At 55.7% G+C, this 17,814-nt stretch carries 21 protein-coding genes; 16 read left to right on the forward strand and 5 right to left on the reverse strand.

Features of this window, described 5'->3' with window-relative positions; translation table 11 throughout:
- Window positions 1-3: 3 nt before the first annotated feature.
- From GTU76_RS24900 to GTU76_RS24945, 10 genes are read left to right on the forward strand one after another with little or no spacing between them, the layout of a single operon-like run.
- Window positions 4-1,989 (forward strand): phage tail tape measure protein, encoded by a 1,986-nt coding sequence (locus tag GTU76_RS24900; RefSeq protein ID WP_180699829.1) that lies wholly within the window; start codon window positions 4-6, stop codon window positions 1,987-1,989.
- Window positions 1,986-2,303, forward strand: a complete 318-nt coding sequence (locus GTU76_RS24905) for a DUF2590 family protein (protein ID WP_180699830.1) — start codon at window positions 1,986-1,988, stop codon at window positions 2,301-2,303. Before GTU76_RS24900 ends, GTU76_RS24905 begins: the two co-directional genes overlap by 4 nt.
- Window positions 2,300-3,475, forward strand: coding sequence for a baseplate J/gp47 family protein (locus tag GTU76_RS24910; RefSeq protein WP_180699831.1), 1,176 nt, complete (start codon window positions 2,300-2,302; stop codon window positions 3,473-3,475). The genes GTU76_RS24905 and GTU76_RS24910 overlap by 4 nt, the downstream gene beginning before the upstream one ends.
- Window positions 3,472-3,996: a phage tail protein gene (locus GTU76_RS24915; protein WP_122698986.1), complete on the forward strand. Its 525-nt coding sequence runs from the start codon at window positions 3,472-3,474 to the stop codon at window positions 3,994-3,996. Before GTU76_RS24910 ends, GTU76_RS24915 begins: the two co-directional genes overlap by 4 nt.
- Before the next feature lie 9 nt (window positions 3,997-4,005).
- Complete coding sequence (locus tag GTU76_RS24920; protein ID WP_071173499.1) at window positions 4,006-5,703, forward strand: phage tail-collar fiber domain-containing protein; 1,698 nt, start codon at window positions 4,006-4,008, stop codon at window positions 5,701-5,703.
- Between the two features lie 8 nt (window positions 5,704-5,711).
- The gene (locus GTU76_RS24925) at window positions 5,712-6,419 is read left to right on the forward strand and encodes a DUF4376 domain-containing protein (protein ID WP_180699832.1); all 708 of its coding nucleotides are present in this window, start codon (window positions 5,712-5,714) and stop codon (window positions 6,417-6,419) included.
- Window positions 6,416-7,339, forward strand: a complete 924-nt coding sequence (locus GTU76_RS24930; protein ID WP_180699833.1) for a hypothetical protein — start codon at window positions 6,416-6,418, stop codon at window positions 7,337-7,339. Before GTU76_RS24925 ends, GTU76_RS24930 begins: the two co-directional genes overlap by 4 nt.
- Complete coding sequence (locus GTU76_RS24935) at window positions 7,336-7,881, forward strand: baseplate complex protein (protein WP_180699834.1); 546 nt, start codon at window positions 7,336-7,338, stop codon at window positions 7,879-7,881. Before GTU76_RS24930 ends, GTU76_RS24935 begins: the two co-directional genes overlap by 4 nt.
- Window positions 7,878-8,582, forward strand: a complete 705-nt coding sequence (locus GTU76_RS24940) for a hypothetical protein (RefSeq protein WP_180699835.1) — start codon at window positions 7,878-7,880, stop codon at window positions 8,580-8,582. The genes GTU76_RS24935 and GTU76_RS24940 overlap by 4 nt, the downstream gene beginning before the upstream one ends.
- Window positions 8,555-9,532, forward strand: a complete 978-nt coding sequence (locus GTU76_RS24945) for a hypothetical protein (protein WP_180699836.1) — start codon at window positions 8,555-8,557, stop codon at window positions 9,530-9,532. The genes GTU76_RS24940 and GTU76_RS24945 overlap by 28 nt, the downstream gene beginning before the upstream one ends.
- A 3-nt stretch (window positions 9,533-9,535) precedes the next feature.
- Here the strand turns inward: GTU76_RS24945 and GTU76_RS24950 are convergent, their stop codons facing one another.
- The 3 genes from GTU76_RS24950 to GTU76_RS24960 form a co-directional block, all read right to left on the reverse strand.
- Window positions 9,536-10,570: a hypothetical protein gene (locus tag GTU76_RS24950; protein WP_180699837.1), complete on the reverse strand. Its 1,035-nt coding sequence runs from the start codon at window positions 10,568-10,570 to the stop codon at window positions 9,536-9,538.
- A 92-nt stretch (window positions 10,571-10,662) separates the two neighbouring features.
- Window positions 10,663-10,959, reverse strand: a complete 297-nt coding sequence (locus GTU76_RS24955; RefSeq protein WP_180699838.1) for a hypothetical protein — start codon at window positions 10,957-10,959, stop codon at window positions 10,663-10,665.
- An 8-nt stretch (window positions 10,960-10,967) separates the two neighbouring features.
- Window positions 10,968-11,219 (reverse strand): hypothetical protein, encoded by a 252-nt coding sequence (locus GTU76_RS24960; protein ID WP_246376143.1) that lies wholly within the window; start codon window positions 11,217-11,219, stop codon window positions 10,968-10,970.
- A 941-nt stretch (window positions 11,220-12,160) separates the two neighbouring features.
- Between GTU76_RS24960 and GTU76_RS24965 the strand changes: the two genes are divergently transcribed.
- The 6 genes from GTU76_RS24965 to GTU76_RS24990 all read left to right on the forward strand — a co-directional run bounded on the left by GTU76_RS24965 (window position 12,161) and on the right by GTU76_RS24990 (window position 16,462).
- Complete coding sequence (locus GTU76_RS24965; protein ID WP_180699839.1) at window positions 12,161-13,432, forward strand: hypothetical protein; 1,272 nt, start codon at window positions 12,161-12,163, stop codon at window positions 13,430-13,432.
- 731 nt (window positions 13,433-14,163) lie between these two features.
- Entirely contained in the window at window positions 14,164-14,484 is a 321-nt protein-coding gene (locus tag GTU76_RS24970) for a YbjQ family protein (RefSeq protein ID WP_016985528.1), read from the forward strand.
- 247 nt (window positions 14,485-14,731) lie between these two features.
- A complete protein-coding gene (locus tag GTU76_RS24975) occupies window positions 14,732-14,920 on the forward strand; it encodes a hypothetical protein (RefSeq protein WP_016985529.1) in 189 nt (62 codons plus the stop codon).
- Window positions 14,921-15,244: 324 nt separating this feature from the next.
- Entirely contained in the window at window positions 15,245-15,616 is a 372-nt protein-coding gene (locus GTU76_RS24980) for a glycine zipper domain-containing protein (protein ID WP_016983669.1), read from the forward strand.
- 137 nt (window positions 15,617-15,753) lie between these two features.
- Complete coding sequence (locus GTU76_RS24985; RefSeq protein WP_007914081.1) at window positions 15,754-16,173, forward strand: glycine zipper domain-containing protein; 420 nt, start codon at window positions 15,754-15,756, stop codon at window positions 16,171-16,173.
- Between the two features lie 121 nt (window positions 16,174-16,294).
- Window positions 16,295-16,462 (forward strand): hypothetical protein, encoded by a 168-nt coding sequence (locus GTU76_RS24990; RefSeq protein ID WP_007914082.1) that lies wholly within the window; start codon window positions 16,295-16,297, stop codon window positions 16,460-16,462.
- A gap of 74 nt (window positions 16,463-16,536) precedes the next feature.
- Here the strand turns inward: GTU76_RS24990 and GTU76_RS24995 are convergent, their stop codons facing one another.
- Together GTU76_RS24995 and GTU76_RS30300 are read right to left on the reverse strand one after the other, a co-directional pair.
- A complete protein-coding gene (locus tag GTU76_RS24995) occupies window positions 16,537-16,965 on the reverse strand; it encodes a DUF6896 domain-containing protein (protein WP_180699840.1) in 429 nt (142 codons plus the stop codon).
- Window positions 16,962-17,814 (reverse strand): RHS repeat-associated core domain-containing protein (locus GTU76_RS30300; protein WP_180699841.1); only part of this gene is annotated, 853 nt, incomplete at its 5' end. The genes GTU76_RS24995 and GTU76_RS30300, both read right to left, overlap by 4 nt.

Consider the following 17,814-nt stretch of genomic DNA (forward strand, 5'->3'; position numbering starts at 1 on the left):
ACTTTGGCAGACCGTAGCGCCAGCCTGGCTTTCATCCTGAGCCTGACCGACAAGGTCACCGCGCCCCTGGGCAAGGTGAAAATGGGCTTTTCCGAGCTTGCGGATCAGAGCGAAAAGCACATCAAGACGATCGGCTTGGGCATGGCCGGCGTGACGGCAGCAGTGGTCGGGATTCGCGAGTCCATAGAACCGGCGCTGGAGGTCAATCGCGCCCTGGGCGACGTCCGATCGTTGGGCGTGGCCGAGGATGCGTTGTCGGCACTCAATGCCAAGTCGCTGCAATTCGCGGTGAGCTATGGCGAGAACGCCAAGGATTTTGTCGCCTCGGCCTACCTGATCGAGGGCGCCATCAAGGGGCTTGCCGGTAACCAGCTCGCCACGTTCACCAACACCAGCAACTTGCTGGCGAAAGCTACCAAGTCCGACGCCGAAACCATGGGCGAATACGTCGGCACGCTCTACAACCTGCAGAAGTCCCAAGCGGATGCGATGGGGAAGGGTGCATGGGTGGAAAAGCTTGGCGGGCAAACGGCGCTGGCTGTGCAGTTGTTCCGCACCAGCGGCGCCGCGATGAAAGACGCCTTCAAGGAGGCCGGCGCGATCGCCACCACATCCGGCGTCGACCTTGCCGAACAGATGGCGGTGATTGGCACGCTGAGCAGCACCATGGAGGGCGGCGACGCCGGCGGACGCTACAAAGCGTTTTTCGAGAACATCGGTGCCGCATCGGAAAAGCTTGGCATGCAGTTCACCGACCAACAGGGCAAAGTCCTGCCGATGATGGCGATTCTGGACAAGCTGCAGGCAAAATTCGGTGACCTGACCAGCGCGTCAGCCGGCGCCAAACTGATGGAGGCCTTCGGCGGTGAAGGCGCCCAGGTAATCGGTGCGCTGGCCAAGGACACCGATCGACTGCGTAACGGCATCGAGCAGCTGGACAAGGTGCGCGGACTGGAGAACGCCGAGCAGATGGCCCGGGCCATGGTCGATCCGTGGCAACAATGGGCATCCCTGGTCGAAGTCATGCGGGTAGTGTTTGGCCAGGTGCTGATACCGGTACTGACGCCGTTCATGAGCAAGATGGTCGACATCGGCAAAACCCTGGTGCGCTGGTCGCAGCTGTTTCCCAACATCACCCGGGTGATCGGCATCACCGCACTGACCATCATGGCCATCGTCGGCGCCATGTCGTTGTTGACCGTCGTGGTCGGCGTTGCGCGGATGACCTGGCTGGGCCTGTTATCCGTGTGGAAGGTTGTTCAGCTGCTCAACCTGCGCACGGTCGCCGGCTTCGTCCTGCAGAAACTGGCGATCCTGGCTTACATGGCCGTGATCTACACGCTCAGCGCCGGCCTAGCACTGGTACGCGGCGCCATGCTGCTGTGGCAGGGCGCGATCTGGCTGGTCAACGCGGCGCTGCTGGCCAACCCGATGGTGTGGATCGTGGTCGGGGTTCTCGCCCTGGTGGCGGTGATTGTCGCGGCGGTTCACTACTGGGACGAATGGACGTCCGCCCTGATGAACACGGCCGCGTTCCAGTTCGTCGCTGACAAGCTGCAGAAGCTGTCCGACTGGTTTAACTCCATGGGCGGTTGGTCAGGCATGGCCAAGGCCGCATGGGACAGCATCGTCGGCATTTTCACCAAGGCCGTAAACGGCGTGATCGAGCTGCTGAACAGCATCCCGGGCGTGAACATCGAAGCGCGTTTCGGCGGCATGCCTGAAGTGCCCGGCGTCGATGCCGCGACCAATGCCGCTGACACCGTCAACGCCGCGCAGAAAGCCCAGCAAACCATCAACGCGGCAATCCCCAGCCTTTCGCCGGCGCGCCCTTCGGCGGTGCCGCCCGGCGGCTTGCTGACCAGCATTCAGAACAACAACAGCAGCCAGACCAAGGGCACGCATGTGGAGAACGTGAACATTCACACGGGCAAGGTCATGACCCCGTTGGAGATGGAAAACATGGTCGCCATGGCGGTTGGCGGATGAGCGAATACGTAGACCTGTTGATCGTCGACAACGACCTGGCACTGGATCCGTCGCATCAACCTTTGCTCATCGATGACCGCGCCTGCATCGCCCAAGACATCGCTCACATGATCCGCGACAGCGGGTTGTTGGTGACGCTGGTCGCTGAACGCGATCGGCTGCGGCAGCGCGACTGCATCCAGCAACTGGAACTGCTGGTCGAGAACGATCAGCGCCTGGTGCCCGGCACGGCACGCATCACCCAGCAGGAACCAGGCGTGTACCTGGTCACTGCGAAAACCCTGAAATTCGGTTCGATTGAGGTAAGTCTGTGAGCCAGGTCGATTTTAAAAAGGTGATCGCCGATGCCGGCATCCCGACCACCGAGGCCGGTTTGAAGGCGGCGTGGGAAAAGGAGGTTGAAGCCCAGGGCGCGAAGGTGGCGAACACTAGCAGTTATTCGCCGTTCTGGCGGGTGATGACTGCGCTGGTGACCAAGCCGGTGTTGTGGCTGTTGGACTTTCTGTGCCTGACGGTGCTGCCGAACTTCTTTGTGAAAACGGCGGTGGACGCGTGGCTGGACATGCTCGCCTGGGCGGTGAATGTCGAGCGTAAAGGCGCCACCAAAGCGCAAGGGAAATTGCTGTTCACCCGCGCTTTACCGGACGGCGTGATGGAACTGGAAAAGGGCATTGTGGTGCAGTCGGCCGCCATCAACGGCAACGTGTACCAATTGATTACCACGGCGCCGGCGACGTTCGTCGCGGGCCAGCTGCAGCTGGAAGTCCCGGTGGAGGCGATCGAATCCGGCAGCGGTTTCAATCTCGCCCCGGGTTACTACGCCATCCTGCCGGTGCCCATCCCCGGCATTGTTCAGGTAGTGAACAAGGACGGTTGGCTGGAGTCACCAGGTGCGGATCCGGAACCGAACGACCAACTGCGTTTGCGCGTGCGCAACCAGTTCTCGGCCGTGAATCAGTGGCACACCGACGCGGTGTATCGCGCCATGATCTCGGCCTTTCCGGGCGTGCGTCCGGACGGCGTTTACTTCGAACATGGCGCACCGCGTGGCCCGGGCAGCGCGAATGCCTTTGTGTTGTTTGATGCAGGTGTGCCGGCGGCGACTTACCTGGAGCAAATCAATTCGCACATTCGCGACCAGGGCAACCATGGCCACGGCGATGATCTGCTGGCCATGGTGATGCCCGAAGTACCCGTGAGTGTTGCGATGACGCTCTGGCCGCAAACAAATCTGAGCGCCGAGCAGATCGACACGCTGAAAAGTGAGATCGAGCTATTCATCCGCGCCGCGTTTCGGGAAAGCACGCCCCGCGATTATCAGCCGACGCTGACCTACCCCCAGTCGCGTTTCAGCTTTAGTCGACTGGCTGAGGAATTGCACCAGCAGTTTGCCGATATCGCCTCATTGCGGTTTACACCTGGCGTCGACATCACCAGCGGGTTGGACATTCCGCGCCTGACTTCGCTGAAGGTGAACCTGCAATGAACAAACTGAAACTGCCGTTCTGGCTGGGCGGTACCGAGCTTTCAAAACTGGTCGCGGCTGCACAGGCGTGGTGGGAAACCGTCACCGGGTGGCTGCGCTGGCCCTACTCGCAGATCGATCCCGACACCTGCCACATGAGCATCCTTGAGCTGTGGGCCTGGCAGCGTGACGTGACGCGCTTCAAGGGCGAACCCGAGTCGCTGTTTCGCCTGCGCGTGAAGTACGCGTTTATCAACTCGGTGGACGCCGGCAGCACCGCCGGTTTGAAACGCATATTCGAGCGCCTGGGCGTGGGTTACGTCGAGATCGAGGAACGCCAGCCCGACCGCGATTGGGACGTTGTGCTGCTGAAGTTCAGCAACGCTCAACTGTCGCTCAATCCCGAGCTTTTGCGCGTGCTGATTCAGCAATACGGCCGAACCTGCCGGCGCTACGACTTCGTCACCATCACCCCTGTGGGGCTGCAAATCGCCCTGATCGACTTCAACGACGACCAGCAAACGCTGGTTGCCAGCCTGTAGGAGCGCACCGTGAGCGCCAGTATTACCTTGGCCGGCGAAAGCCAAATCGCCCTTAAACAAAGCCAGCAAAAGCCGCTGATCGTCAGCCGCTTCATCTTTGCGAATGTACCCGGGCTTGATCCGACCGTGCCGCTCGATCGCGCTGCCGGCAAGCCACCGGCTGCGCAGATTGTTCACGTCTACACCATCCCGGAAAAGAACGCGGGTTTCGTGAATCCGAACCAGGTGGTGTACAGCGCACAGTTGGGGTCTGACGTTGGCGACTGGGACTTTAACTGGGTCGGCCTTGAGGACGCCGACGGCATCTTGTTCGCCGCGTCGTCGGTGCCTCTGCAACAGAAGCGCAGGAACATTCCGCCGGAGCAGATCGGCAACAACGTCACCCGCAATTTTCTGGTGGCTTTCGACGGCGCCATGAAACTGACCGGCGTAAAGATCGATGCCAGCACCTGGCAGCATGACTTTACGGTGCGCCTTGCCGGCATCGATGAGCGCGAGCGTCTAAGCAATCGCAACCTATACGGGCGTGCGTTCTTTTTCAGTAACTCGCTGATTTTCGAAAAGGCGGAGAGCGGTTACCAGATCAACGGCGGCACGGCCTACGTTGAAGGTATCCGCGTGGCGATCGCCAAGTCAGAAGCCGTCGTCGGCGTCATTCCAGTCGGCAAGGTCTGGCTAGATGTTTGTCTTGAGCGTCAGTTGAACGATCGGGTGGCTGTTTGGAAAGTAGTGTTCGGTGATCAGACTGATTACACCGATGCCGCCGGCGTGCGGCATTACTGCGTGCCGATCGCTGATTTCATTTCACCCAGCAATATCGTGGATTTGCGGGACGCCGAGCCAGTCGGCGGTGCGTTGATCAAATATCTCGCATCCCGTACCGGCGACTATCCGCTGCTGCGCGCCCGGGCAACCACCAAAGAAGACGTCGGACTGGGCAATCTGCCCAACGCAATCAGCGACGATCCAGCAACCAACAGCAGCCAGATCGTGGCGTCGACCGCCGCCCTGAACAAGCTACAAAAGCAGGTTGGCGATTCGATGACCGGGATGGTTGCGGCGTTCGCCATGTCCTGGGCGCCGCAGGGGTGGCTGAAGTGCAACGGGGCGGCAGTGTCCCGTACCACATACGCACAACTCTTTGCCTGGCTTGGAACGCACTACGGCGCTGGCGACGGCTCCACCACGTTCAATTTGCCCGACATGCGCGGCTTGTTCCCTCGTGGCTGGGACGACGGGCGCGGTCTGGATCCTGGCCGTGGATTCGGCGTCTATCAGGACATGATGATCCACTCGCATGCGCACTCCGCGTCGGCTGCGGCCGTAGGCGACCACTTGCACGCTGCATGGACAGATGCGCAAGGAAACCATGTCCACGGCGCCTGGACTGATGCCCAAGGTAACCACGACCACGGTTTCCGCGTAGTCGATACCGGCGCGGGTGTGAACGTCGGTTATCCGGCTGGCGGCAGCGTATGGACAGAACTTGAGATTGGCGGCGGTAAAAACGCCGACGGTCGACCTATGCGCACTGACTACCAAGGCAACCATGCACACAACGTCGGTATCGGCGCCGCTGGCCAGCACGCGCATAACGTCGGCGTTGGGGGCGGCGGCGCGCACACCCACGGAGTAACCGTAGCCGCTGCCGGTGGTACTGAAACCCGGCCGCGAAACTTGGCCCTTCTTTTCTGCATCAAGTATTGAGATCGAGCATGACTGACAAACTCGTATTCCAGACCGACCACCTCGGTATCTTCATTGGTGCCGTGAAGGCTGAAGAATCGCCGCTGGAGCCAGGCGTTTATTTGATTCCTGGCGGATGCGTCGAAGCGGAGCCGCCCGCGATTCCGGAACACAAAGCCGCGTGGTGGAACGGTAAGGCCTGGCAGTTGGTGGATTACTTCGGCGGCGTTGTGGTGTACAGCACCGACACCGGCGAGCCGCGAACATTGGAAGGCTTCGAAGGGGTGCCGGCGGGTTTCACCATGAAGAAGCCCGGGCCTAATCAGGTCTGGAAGAATGGCGGATGGGTTGATGACATCGACGCTGTGCTGGCTGCTCTGCGTGAAAAGAAACTCCAAGCAATCGCTGCTGACTGCGCGGCCTACATCGCCGGCGGCTTCAATTCCAGCGCGTTGGGCGAGCCATTCCACTACAGCAGCGCGATCGATGACCAGGTGAATTTAAACGGCCAGGTGCTGCTGGGTCTGGACGACGTTTACCCATGCTATGACGTCGACCAGGTGCAGGCCTTCCGGCCGCATACCATCGCCCAGTTGCAGAAAGTCAGCCTTGACCTGGTGCGCTTCCGGCAAGCGGCGCAGCAGCACGCGGAAACACTGCGCCAGGCTGTGGCGAAGGCTCAGAAAGACAAAAATCTGAAGGCAATGAAAGCCATCACCTGGACGCCGCCGGCATGACCTGGGCACCGGTGACAATGCGCTGGCCGGAGCAGGCCACGCAGTGGATGGCCGGGCTGTCAGCGGCCAAGGATCTGGCCGGTGGCGAACTGGCCAGCACCGCCCAGCGGCTGGCTGGCCTGAGTGGACTGGCCAACACCAACCCGGGGCCGGTCGGTGATGCAGCAAAAGGCGCGATCGCGGCCGGACGCGCAGCGCTGGCCGAGCAGATGGGGCAGGTTCCGGCGTGCCTGGTCGTGACGCCATTTCAAAGCGGCGTTGGCCAGGGCGCCGGCTATCAGCGCTTTCTGTCCGCGCCCAACGCGCTGGAACATCTCGCCAAGAAACTGGAAGACGCCAGCGACAGCGGGCGTCCGACTGGGCCGCAATACGCGTTGTCGATCCTGTTCCTAGGCACGCGCCTCGAACAGTTGGCCAGCAGCTTGGCGCGATTCAATGCTCTGCTGCCGATCCCTGACCTGGTGCGCACCGAGCGCCGGGCGCAACACCTGGTGAAACTGGAGAGCGAAAAGTGGGAGATCCCCGGCGCCGGAACTCTGCCGCGCTGGCAGGGTTTGCCGCTGGAGCGTTGCACGGTCATCAAAACCGCTAAACAGTCGATGGCGGGGCAAATAGCCGTGCTGGAAGGCTATGCCGCCGACAGCTCGCCGTTGGCCGATCTGGCAGCTCTGGCAGCTCGCAAGAGCGCCCAGCAGCAGGGGCGAGATAAACAATTGGCTGACCTGAAAGACCTGCTGGCCGGGGGCAACCCTGACGTCAGCATGCGCGCGCGGTTGATCGGCCCGGGCACTGCCGGCGAACTACGCCGCGAACTGCTGGACGGCGACGCCCCGGGCCACGAATGGATTCAGTGCGCCGGCCTGCTGTTGGTCGGCAGCAAAGAAGGGCTGAGTTTCGTCCAGGAACTGGTGGGCCTATGACGCTGCTACTCGACGGGCAAAAAGTCCAAGGCAAGAACCTCAAAGTCACGGCCAACCTGCGAATCGAAAGCGGCGACATGTCCGGCCAGACCAGCAACACCGACAAGGCTCACAAAGGCTTCAAGCCTAAGACGCTGGCCGTCTCATTGATGATTCCCTTTGTGGATAAAACCCAGCTGACGGATCTGTTGCGCATGGTTGAAGCCACCGCCGGCGGCGGTCAGTTGCATCTATATCGGATTGTGAACGACACGGCCGAAGCTTTCGGCGTGCGTCAGGTGGAGTTTTCCGACGGCGTCAGTGCCCGGGAAGCGGACACCCTGAAAGCCTGGCTTGTGCAGTTCACGCTGAGCGAACGTGAATCGAACCCGGAGAAAGTCGAAGGCCGGCGCGCCGGCAACAAGGTAGACGCTCAGGGCGCCCCGGGCAGTACGGTCGGCGAAGGCGCCGCCGGGGACGCAACCAACGACAACCCCGCGCTGAGCGGCTTCGAAAAAGTGCTGGGACGTGTGGATAAGTGGCTTGGGAGTGAGCAGACGTGAAACTGCACAAGATACTTTCCATCAACGGCGCCCCGATCGCTCTCATCAAGGAGGACGTCAGGCTGGACGCTATCAGCCCCGGCCGGGCGAATTTCACAGTTCAATCCCCTGTGCCGCTGAAAGGGCTGGTGACGCTGGATATCGGCTACAACGAGGGCACGCTGCAACGGCACTTCATCGGCTACGTCGAGCGCTGCACGGCCGCCAACGCGGTCGAACAGGTGCTGTTCTGCCGTGAGCTGGCCGCCGTACTTGCCAACCCGTTGCCGTTGAACCTACGTCATGTGGATCTGCGCGCCGTGCTGGCTCAGGTCAGCGAACAGACCGGGCTGCGCTTTCGTGTTCCCGATCGGCCTTATACCAGCGTGAAGGCGCCGTATTTCTACAGCCTCGCTGCCGGTTACCAGGCTATGGATAGTTTGGCCCGAGTGTTCAGCATTCCCGACTTCACCTGGCACCAGTTGGGCAACGGTGAAGTCTTCGCCGGCAGTTGGGCCGACAGTTTTTTTGGCGCCCGTGCGCCGCTGCAAATTCCCACGGAGCTGTTCGACGGCTACCAAGGCAACCAGAGCGCGATGGTCGCGGCCCTTCCCGGGTTGCGACCAGGTGCAACGATAAACCACGGCGAGCGCATCACCACGGTGACGCTCTCCAATGACCAGATGGCTATCCGATGGAAGACGCAATCCGCCGCGCTGTAGAGCGCCAATTCCCCGAACTCACCGGTGGTTATCACCTTCCGCGATTTGCCCGGGTGGTCGCCGTGGCTGACGCGCCGGCGGACGCAGGACTGTGCGACGACTTCCGTCCGCGCTACGCCGTGGACATCGAAGTACTCGGCGCCGACGATGAACCAGACCCGGCCATGCCGCCGCTCACTGGCGTTCCTTTACCGCTGCCCACCGGTGGCGAGGAAATGGGTATTTATGCCTTTCCGGAGGAAGGCACGCGGGTCGTGGTGTGCTTCGCCTACGGCCTGCCGAACAAGCCCTACATCCAATCGATCTTGCCGCATGGGCTGAGCATGCCGAAGGTGCCGAAAGGTGATCAGGTGTGGCAACACAGCGCTGCCGCCCAGCAGCGTGTCGACGCCGACGGCAACTGGCTACGCCAGACCGATGGCAAGATCCGAGATCAGGCAATCGAGCGCGAAGTCGAAGCCCTAGACAACCGCGAGCAGTTCCAGAGCCATACACGGGCGGTGGACGACCATTCGACCGAGACTGTAGGTGGTGTGAAAAAGATCGAGGCGCTGGGCGCGCTCAAGCTGATGTCGGGCGGTTCCGCGAGCCTGGCGGCGGTGGACGATCTGCACCAGGCGACCGGCCGAGATCTGAATTTGGTTGTGGGGCAGAAGCACAACGCCACGGTAGGGGGAGATATGCGGGAGCGTATTGAAGGGGCGCGTCAGAGTTTGGCAGGTAAAAATCAAAAGCTACTAGCGCCCAAAACGTGGATAGGATCAGAAAGTGTCAACGTTTTGCAGGTAGTAATTGAACTCATTGAATTAGTGCAACAACTGAGTAGTCAGCTAGCCGCACATACTCATGTCCCGGGGCCGGCGCCCAGCCCCGCAAGTGCGATGGAGTTTACCGACGACGCCAGAAAAGCCTTGCAATTATCTGCAAGATTAAAAAATATTACACTGTAATGCTTAGTCAGCTTCGTCGAAAAATTTAAATGTGCTGCAATAGTATGTAACATCCGTGAGTTTCTCTACTTCTGCAACCTCACTTTTGGGGTATTTCATGCGAATATGAGTATGAAAAAATAGTGCTACAGTAAAACTAAATGCAAGGCCTACAACGCATAAGAGAAAACCTTTAAAAGAAAATACATTTGCATAGATTATAGGCAAAGAAAATCCTAGTACAGGTTTCCCAATAGCAGGGATGAAGCTCAAAGGATAAATTATTCCTAAGAAGAAAATCATGAGTACTAGTATGAGCGCGAGTCCTATCTGCCTAGGGGACTCTGGGTTATTTCTAACGGAGGTCAAAAAATCAGCTGATAGCCGAGAATGATGCTTGGCCTCACGATACACTTTGCAAAAATTATCTTTGAAGATAGTCAGCGTGCCGGGGGACAGCGTCCCGATGTCACCACAAGTTAAGTAGAAGGTGCGCCCCCCTTGATTTCCGTACATATCCATTTGGTTAAGGTATGAAACGGCATCGGCCAAGCCCGTCACATCAAAACTTTCGAAGTAATTTGAAAGTGGGGATATTGTTTTGGCTCGTTCCTTTGCTGCTTTCTCATCAGCCTCTCGCTTCTCACGAATTAATTTATTCTCTTCGAATATACATTTTGTAATGAAGAGCAGCTCAAATTCGATTTCGCTGCGATCAGATAGCTCTGAGAAGTCATTATTAATAATAAACTCATTCAAAACATCCTCGGTGACATCTTCGATTGATTCGCAACCAGTGAAGTGCTTGTCTAGGTAGTGATGAAATTTTTTGTATTCGGGTTTATTGTAGTGATCGTTGTACCATGTAACATCGTAGTCTTTCGCGTTGTCTTTGATTTTTTGAGCTTGAACCAACAAATCGCTGAGCTTGGCTTTTTTTTCATAGAATACTGTCTGATTAGAAAATATCTTAGTGATAATGAAAGCGCCGAAAATACCTACAATTGCAGCTGCAGATTGTGAGAGAGTGCTGAAAAACGAATTCCAGTCCGGGTTCATATCCTATCCTTGAAGTGTGCTTTTATTATTTTCACATTTGATCCAATGGTTTTCATTCACACGCATAGCGTTTGGTCTCACCTGGCGATGATTTATTCCTGTCTACACCACCAAGCTTGAGGGTATGCGCAACCATCGATGTACTCAATACCGCTCAACACAAAGCCCGTTACCGCCATTCCCGCCAGCGTCGCGTCTAGAAGCGGTGGCAACGGATCTGGATCAAGCGGCATTCCCACCTCAACGCGGGCAACGTTAGCTGCGCGTCCGAGCTCATGACAGTGAGTAGCGTTCACCATGACGTTGCCCCGGATCGCCGGGCAGCGGCGTCGCTCCTTCGGATCCAGCGCTACACCACGTATGCGCGTAGGCGTGACCAGTACGTGCATGGCTTCTCCTACTCGTCAGCGTCGAGATCAAGTAACGACTCAACCGCGTAGGCCAGCGCCGCATCCGCCAACTCAAGCAAGTCGGCAAGTTCGTCAGCGTCAATCACTTGGCCCTGGTGAAGCGCATTCGCTTGCCTGAGCAACGCTTTGTGATGGGCGCCAGGCATTGCGAGCAACGCCTCCTCATCGCGCAGCATGACCCGCCATTGCGCAACCCCGGACGACAGCGGGGTTATAGCTTCCGCAGATTCTCTATTCATCGGGAATGCCTACCTTTTCGAATGGCTGTATATACAAACAGTATATCGGCAGGCGAATGGGGCTACATCTACTCGGCGATTGACGGCATTGGCGTCACCGCGAAGGCCGTCCGGTTGTCTCTGGAAAATCCCACCGCTCATAAAAAAACAGCTGAAAAAGCACTTATCCCCCTCCCGCCGGCGAGCGTCGGATCCCTTTTTTGTGCAACGACGTCAATTATGCAAACAAAGCGGTGCGCGTTACGCACTGCGGAGTGGGAGGGGGCACCGGGCTATTGCACCATTTGCAAAGTTTTGCAAACAATTGAAGTTTTCGAAACGGATAATTACATCGCTCGCCGGATGGTAACCCTAATGGGAAGTCACGTTTTATAAGGGTTGGAGAGACGAAAACCGATCGTAAGGCATCTTTTATTTTTTCAACGAGCCCGATTTTCGGAAAAATTTAAGCGAGCACAACAAACCATTCCACCCGGCTAGACCAAGCCCCGCCGAACTTTCGCCAATTGGAGTCGACGTAACGTCTTTCATTTGTCAGCATCGTCACACGCAAGAGAGCAAATCCACCTCTCGTGGCCCCCCGTGGCTGGATCAATAGGCTGAAAATGCAAGTGATCGCTCGCTTTCTTTATCTGTTCCGGGGCAGATCCTCTACAGGAGTCAGTATGCTGAGGCACGGTAAGCGTATCAGTGCATCCAGAGTACCAGTGAACGCAATCTAGCTTTGGAAGTAGCATTACGGGACGGTGATGAGTCGGTGTATCGGTTCGACTTGACGCCGAATGCGCTACGATAATAAGAGTTCGCCCTGAAGATTTGGACGAGGAATGAGAAATGGATCATGCGGGCGAAAACAACCTCGTTGAAGGTTAATCCGTCGGGGGCATTTGGGGTCAAGCTCAGCCTTCGCACATAGTGCAATATAAAATCTAAGGATAGCCATGAGTAATCGGCCGGAACAAATTGCGGATCACAATATATTCAGAACTTTAGAAAGTTTTGATAGTTTATTAAAGGCAATTGATAAATCCAGCAAGCTTGAGCTGCAATCAGCAGAAGCATTCAATAAAGCCAAGGCAATTGTAGCCTATGTAAGCCAACGCATAAATCAGTCTGACCCTTTACTAACACCCGCAAGCGTACTCGACAGCTTAGATGACAACTTGCAAGGTGCACTGCAGAGTATCGCAAACTATACACAAAATAATAATTTTTCTCATTGGTTAAATGCGCTAGTTTTATTAGATCAGTGCTGCATTCAGATCACTCAAATACCTTCTCAAAGCGCGACCGCAATAGAGGACATGTTTAAAACGTCCGCTGAATATAAGAGATCTATATCCAAGCTTTTTTCGTCGATCACTGAGGATTTTGAAGAGCTAAGCATAAGACAAAATGATCTGCAGCAAAAAATAGTAGACACTCATAACGAAATTAATAATCAGAAGCAAAGACTCGACACAGCAATCTCTGCTTATCAGCAACAATTTTCGGACTCCCAGCAAACCAGACAAAGTGACTTTGCTGCATCGGAACAATCGAGACAAGCTACCGCACAAGCCAATGAGGAATCCCGACAACATGAGTATGAGGCAGTCAAAGAGCGATATATTCAAACCTTCGAAAAGCTCAGTGCAAACGCAACCAGACAACTTTCAGACTTGTCTTCCGACGTGCGAGGAGCAGCTGAAGATACATTGCATAAAATCGCTACTCAACTAGAGTACGCACAAAAGCTAGTGGGCATTATCGCAAATACAGGAATGGCACATGGATTCCAAAAAACAGCTAATGAAGAGCGAAAGCAGGCTTTTATCTGGAGCATAGTGGCCGTAGTCGCAATGTTAATATGGATTACTGTTGGCTGTGTATTCTTCGCATTCACTTATGACCTACCAATCACTCTCCCTTCTGTTATTAGACAATTTTTGATTTCAACACCCTTTGTATTGCTATCTGGATTTGCAGCTATCCGAGTAGCTCAACATCAAAAAAATGAAAGAGCGATGCGAAAGTCCGAATTGGAAATTGCGTCGATAGACCCATTTCTCGCGACGCTATCCGATGACGACAGAAACGAAGTTAAGCGAGAATTTGCAACGAGGTACTTTGGCCAAAGAGAAGTTCAAGAAAAAAATGAGCCGGTCCCTTCCAATCTGGTGGAACTCGCTGGCGCTTTAGTAAAGGTCGTCCAGGACCTTACAAAAAAATGAAATGCCGTCATGGGGGCGTGGGATCAGCTCAGAGGTTACTGAATCTGAGCTTACCTTCCGTCCAACATCCGTCCAATTCAGCTGGATCGCCGTATGGATATTTTCAAACGTGGGCTGGGAAAAAGGTAATTTTGGTAAGCGAGATATAGAAATGGGCTACAGCCCTTGTAGTGCCTGGCTTTCAGTCATTACCTCATGAGGTAATTTTTGGTAAGAGTTGGGGTAATAATTTCTGAAGTGCCCAATTTTACTGGGTTTGAGGGCTAGTAGGGATTACTCGTAGGAAAGGTAATTTTCTAACTTCATACTTACCAAATGATTACCTTTGAGGAATTCTCTCAACGCCACGATTTTCAAGGCTTCCAGAGGTCGGCTCGCGCTGTATTACCAAAATTACCTTATTCCCATGGGTCAACATAAAACGTCGAAATGGCTTTCGCGACCCTGTTTTGCCACCTGGTGCGCAAAACCAATGGGACTGACATGGGACTGAGATTAAAAATCTCGCTCCTCTGCAGCCCTTATAAACCGGGGGGGTGTGCTAAAAAAAGCGCAAACGGGTAGTTTCGAATCTCTCCTTCACCGCCACATTCAGTACACAAAACCCCTGATTTCGAAAGAAGTCAGGGGTTTTGTGGTTTCTGGTGTCTGGATTTTATTGGCTTCGGCTTGAACTCCGCTTTGAGCTATTACAATCGCGGATTTATTCATCCATATAGGGACGACATTCCATGATCATTTCCACCACTCACGCCATTGAAGGCCGACAGATCACGGCATACCTGGACATCGTCAGTGCCGAATCGGTGCAGGGGGTCAATGTGATCCGTGACATGTTTGCCGGTATGCGCGATTTTTTCGGTGGGCGGTCGCAGACGCTGGAGCGGGCTTTGAAGGAGGCACGTATTCAGGCGACCGAAGAAATACGGGAGCGTGCGCGTGCTCTGCAGGCTGATGCGGTGGTCGGGGTGGATTTCGAGATCAGCATGCCCGGCGGCAAGGGCGGGATGGTGGTGGTGTTCGCGACGGGGACGGCGGTGAAGTTGCGCTGAGTTCCGCTCAATAGGCTTGTGAGCCCATTCAGAGGTTGAATGGGTGCTTTTTTTGTCGGCGATCAGCCCTGTGGCTTGAGATCACAGTTCATCGGTGCGTTTAATTTTTGCAGTCCATTCGTCGGGGGGCAGCTGATCTGAATTACAAGTCCAGGAATGACCGACTAGTCTCAAAAGCCTTGGAGGTCGATATTTTTTCAGGCAAAAGGGTTTTGCCGGTGTTGACCTGTTTCGAAGGGGCGAAGGTATGACTGATCCGTATATCGAAGACGATGGCGCTGAATTTTCCTTCAACAACTGCGTACGGTGCGGCCAGACCGAGTACCAGGCAGGCTTTGGCGAGGATCCGGTTCAGACCGGAAAGATCAAATCTGCGGCACCCAAAGGACCAAAGGCGAAATTTCTCCCCAGGGTCACCACGCGATCCAGAAAATAATCATTATTCTGAATAACCCCGTCATTGCGCGGGGTTTTTTGTGGCTGAATGCGTGAAGAAATTTCTTACAGACGATGGCGATGAATTCTCTGAGCTTTCACAAACTTTTCACGTCTGCCGCAGTAGGGTGAAGCCATCCGTTAGAAAGCAAGTCTCCAGCCCGTCTCCCCAGCGGGCTTTTTTTTGCCTGTCATAAAACCTTTTTCAGAATCGCTGTCCAATCGGCGCTGAGCGCGCGAAACCTCTGATTTCGGCTGGACTTTTGCGCGGCGACGGCATTAAACCCCGGCCCTTTTTGTCATCCCTATTTTTGAGGTTTACGTCATGCGTTTAACACTGCCCGCTCTGGTTCTGGGGCTTCTGGTTGCTCAAGGTGCAATGGCTGCCGGTGATGGCACTGCTGCGCTGGGCGGTGGTCTGGGTGGCGCACTGGGTAATGTCGTCGGTCAGAAAATGGGCGGCAGCACTGGCGCGGCCATTGGCGCCGGCGTCGCGGGCGCGGCAGGCAGCGCAATGGCGGCGCGCAAGGGTAGCCGGACCAAAGCGGCGATTGGCGGCGGTGTCGGTGCAGCCGGTGGTTCGGTGATCGGCAACAGCCTGGGCGGCAGAACCGGCGCCACGATTGGTGCAGGCCTGGGTGGCGCAGCTGGCGGCGCAGTGGGCAGCAACTTGTCCAAAGGTCACAAGCGTCACTGAGACTGATCGTTTTTCAGAAAAAGCCCGGCTCGAAGTCGGGCTTTTTCATGGCTGAACGTTTTCCCCGTTTGCGTCTCCAATCTCACATAGGCCCATGTCTGGGCGGACTGTCCCGCTTCGGGAACTGTGAGGTTCATATGCGCTTGTCATTATCTGCACTGTTTTTCGGTTTGCTGGTAGCACAAGGGGCGATGGCCGCTGGTGATGGCACCGCCGCTGTGGGTGGCGGACTGGGCGGCGCGCTCGGCAATGTGGTCGGTGGACAACTCGGTGGCAGTACTGGCGCGGCGGTAGGTGCGGGTGTTGGTGGCGCGGCGGGCAGTGCCGTCGGGGCGAATAAACGCAATCGAACTGAGGCGGCCATTGGCGGTGGTCTCGGCGCGGCGGGTGGCTCGGTCGTCGGCAACAGCCTCGGCGGCTCGACCGGGTCGACCATCGGCGCAGGGCTGGGCGGCGCGGCCGGCGGTGCGGTCGGTAATAACCTCGGTGACGATGGTGGCTCTCATTCGGGTGGTGGCCACAAGCACAAGAACAAACATAAAAACCGCCATCATTGATGGAGGGTTAAACGGAAACCCGGCGTTGTGCCGGGTTTTTTGTATTTGCTGATCAGAATCTGGAACGATTGGCTGTAGGGCTTTTCGAACCTCATACACTCCCTGAAATGACGAGGTTGCCATGACTCCTGAAACCGAAGGCAAGGAAGAAAAAGGTTCGAGTGGATTGCCATTTATTAACGATCCGGGGAATGAGGATCCGGGGTCGTTGATGGATGATGCGACGGTGCCGTTGAATGATTCGGATGAGGCGGATATGGAGTATGAAGAGGATGAGGATGAGCAGTGAGGGGAATAGGTTGGGTTGAAAGTCTGGAATTGGTTTTAAGGGCCTGAGTGAGCAGGCCCTTTTTGTGGTCGTGTCTAATCGGTATCTTTTGAGTCAGCCAATACATACAGATTACTTATGCCTGACATTTTTTTGATTTTTTTTTGCTCTATATATTCTTTGAGTTCTTTTTTAATGGTTTCTTCATCGCAATATTTTCTATGTTTAGAGGGTCTTTCACGGGCAAAGTTGTATAGGCGCCAAGTATCAAATCCATTGATTTCACCGTTAGGGCCATAGTCGAAATCTACGCTTCCTGTCGATAAATTGATGCGGCAGCCAATACCATGTAATTCATATTTAACGCCTCGAGTAACTCTCCCGCATCGCTTGATTACCTTGGTGCGCCAAAGCCTTCGAATGTCTCGAGTGCCAAATTTGCGCTCAAATATCAGCGTGCTGGACTCCACCATGGAGATGAAGTCATTTATCAGGATGTCCAAAGTTTCATTTTGATCGCTCATCTTCTTCTCCGATGCTCCAATCTGTCTAAACCTACGTTGTTTGCTGACTCTATTACATCTTCAATACTGTTTAGAGTTCTGTCGTATTTTATAAGGTCGGTTATGAGTTTGATTGTCACATTTGTTGAGGTTTGCCGTGCGGCTGCTGCGCGATGGTGTCCGTCAAGAATATACAGGTTGCCGTCATGTTCTAAGACATCGATGGGATCTACTGGATCGTACCCGTTGCGCATTTTATTTTTATAATCCTCGACTGTCTTGGTTGAGGTCTTTCCCTCTATTGTATGTATTCGCTTCAAAGTTTTTGGATCTATATTGTGAGCAATGTTCGGTAGTTTCGGCTCATCCTCATCAACCTTGGCCCCGCCAATCCCACCCGGCGCCTCACACCCAGGCTTATTCGGCGGCGGACAATTGGAATTCAACCCCAGCGGATCCACCCACCCCGTCGGATTCGGCACGTACTGGTACTGATTCAGCCCACCGGCCAACTTGATCGGATCCGGTGTCAGATACCGCCCCAACCTCGGGTCGTAGTACCGATGCCGGTTGTAATGCAGGCCGCTTTCCGCATCGAAGTACTGCCCCTGAAAGCGCAGCGGCTGGTTCAGGTAGTCCTCGCCGGCCAGGGTCAGAGCGGCGACTTTGCCGTAGGCGTCGTATTGCGCGGACCAGACGATGTCGCCGCTGTAGTCGGTGAGTTCCTGCGGGGTGCCGAGGTGGTCGAGTTGGTAGTAGAACGGGCAGGCTTTTTTCGGGCCTTTGCCGTCGAGCAATGCCAGCGGGCGGAAGGTGCCGGGTTCGTAGACGTAGCTGCGGTATTCGCTTTCGCTGCTTTCGGCGACGAGG

Origin of the sequence: Pseudomonas crudilactis (assembly GCF_013433315.1) — a bacterium.
Taxonomy (GTDB): Bacteria; Pseudomonadota; Gammaproteobacteria; order Pseudomonadales; family Pseudomonadaceae; genus Aquipseudomonas; species Aquipseudomonas crudilactis.

Excerpts from the sequence above, each read along its gene's own strand:
- GTU76_RS24945 (WP_180699836.1), top strand. The coding sequence starts at position 8,555 with ATGGAAGACGCAATCCGCCGCGCTGTAGAGCGCCAATTCCCCGAACTC.
- GTU76_RS24970 (WP_016985528.1), top strand. The coding sequence starts at position 14,164 with ATGATCATTTCCACCACTCACGCCATTGAAGGCCGACAGATCACGGCA.
- GTU76_RS24995 (WP_180699840.1), bottom strand. The coding sequence starts at position 16,965 with ATGAGCGATCAAAATGAAACTTTGGACATCCTGATAAATGACTTCATC.
- GTU76_RS24915 (WP_122698986.1), top strand. The coding sequence starts at position 3,472 with ATGAACAAACTGAAACTGCCGTTCTGGCTGGGCGGTACCGAGCTTTCA.
- GTU76_RS24965 (WP_180699839.1), top strand. The coding sequence starts at position 12,161 with ATGAGTAATCGGCCGGAACAAATTGCGGATCACAATATATTCAGAACT.
- GTU76_RS24930 (WP_180699833.1), top strand. The coding sequence starts at position 6,416 with ATGACCTGGGCACCGGTGACAATGCGCTGGCCGGAGCAGGCCACGCAG.
- GTU76_RS24985 (WP_007914081.1), top strand. The coding sequence starts at position 15,754 with ATGCGCTTGTCATTATCTGCACTGTTTTTCGGTTTGCTGGTAGCACAA.
- GTU76_RS24990 (WP_007914082.1), top strand. The coding sequence starts at position 16,295 with ATGACTCCTGAAACCGAAGGCAAGGAAGAAAAAGGTTCGAGTGGATTG.
- GTU76_RS24980 (WP_016983669.1), top strand. The coding sequence starts at position 15,245 with ATGCGTTTAACACTGCCCGCTCTGGTTCTGGGGCTTCTGGTTGCTCAA.
- GTU76_RS24955 (WP_180699838.1), bottom strand. The coding sequence starts at position 10,959 with ATGCACGTACTGGTCACGCCTACGCGCATACGTGGTGTAGCGCTGGAT.
- GTU76_RS24960 (WP_246376143.1), bottom strand. The coding sequence starts at position 11,219 with ATGAATAGAGAATCTGCGGAAGCTATAACCCCGCTGTCGTCCGGGGTT.
- GTU76_RS24925 (WP_180699832.1), top strand. The coding sequence starts at position 5,712 with ATGACTGACAAACTCGTATTCCAGACCGACCACCTCGGTATCTTCATT.
- GTU76_RS24975 (WP_016985529.1), top strand. The coding sequence starts at position 14,732 with ATGACTGATCCGTATATCGAAGACGATGGCGCTGAATTTTCCTTCAAC.
- GTU76_RS24950 (WP_180699837.1), bottom strand. The coding sequence starts at position 10,570 with ATGAACCCGGACTGGAATTCGTTTTTCAGCACTCTCTCACAATCTGCA.
- GTU76_RS24935 (WP_180699834.1), top strand. The coding sequence starts at position 7,336 with ATGACGCTGCTACTCGACGGGCAAAAAGTCCAAGGCAAGAACCTCAAA.
- GTU76_RS24905 (WP_180699830.1), top strand. The coding sequence starts at position 1,986 with ATGAGCGAATACGTAGACCTGTTGATCGTCGACAACGACCTGGCACTG.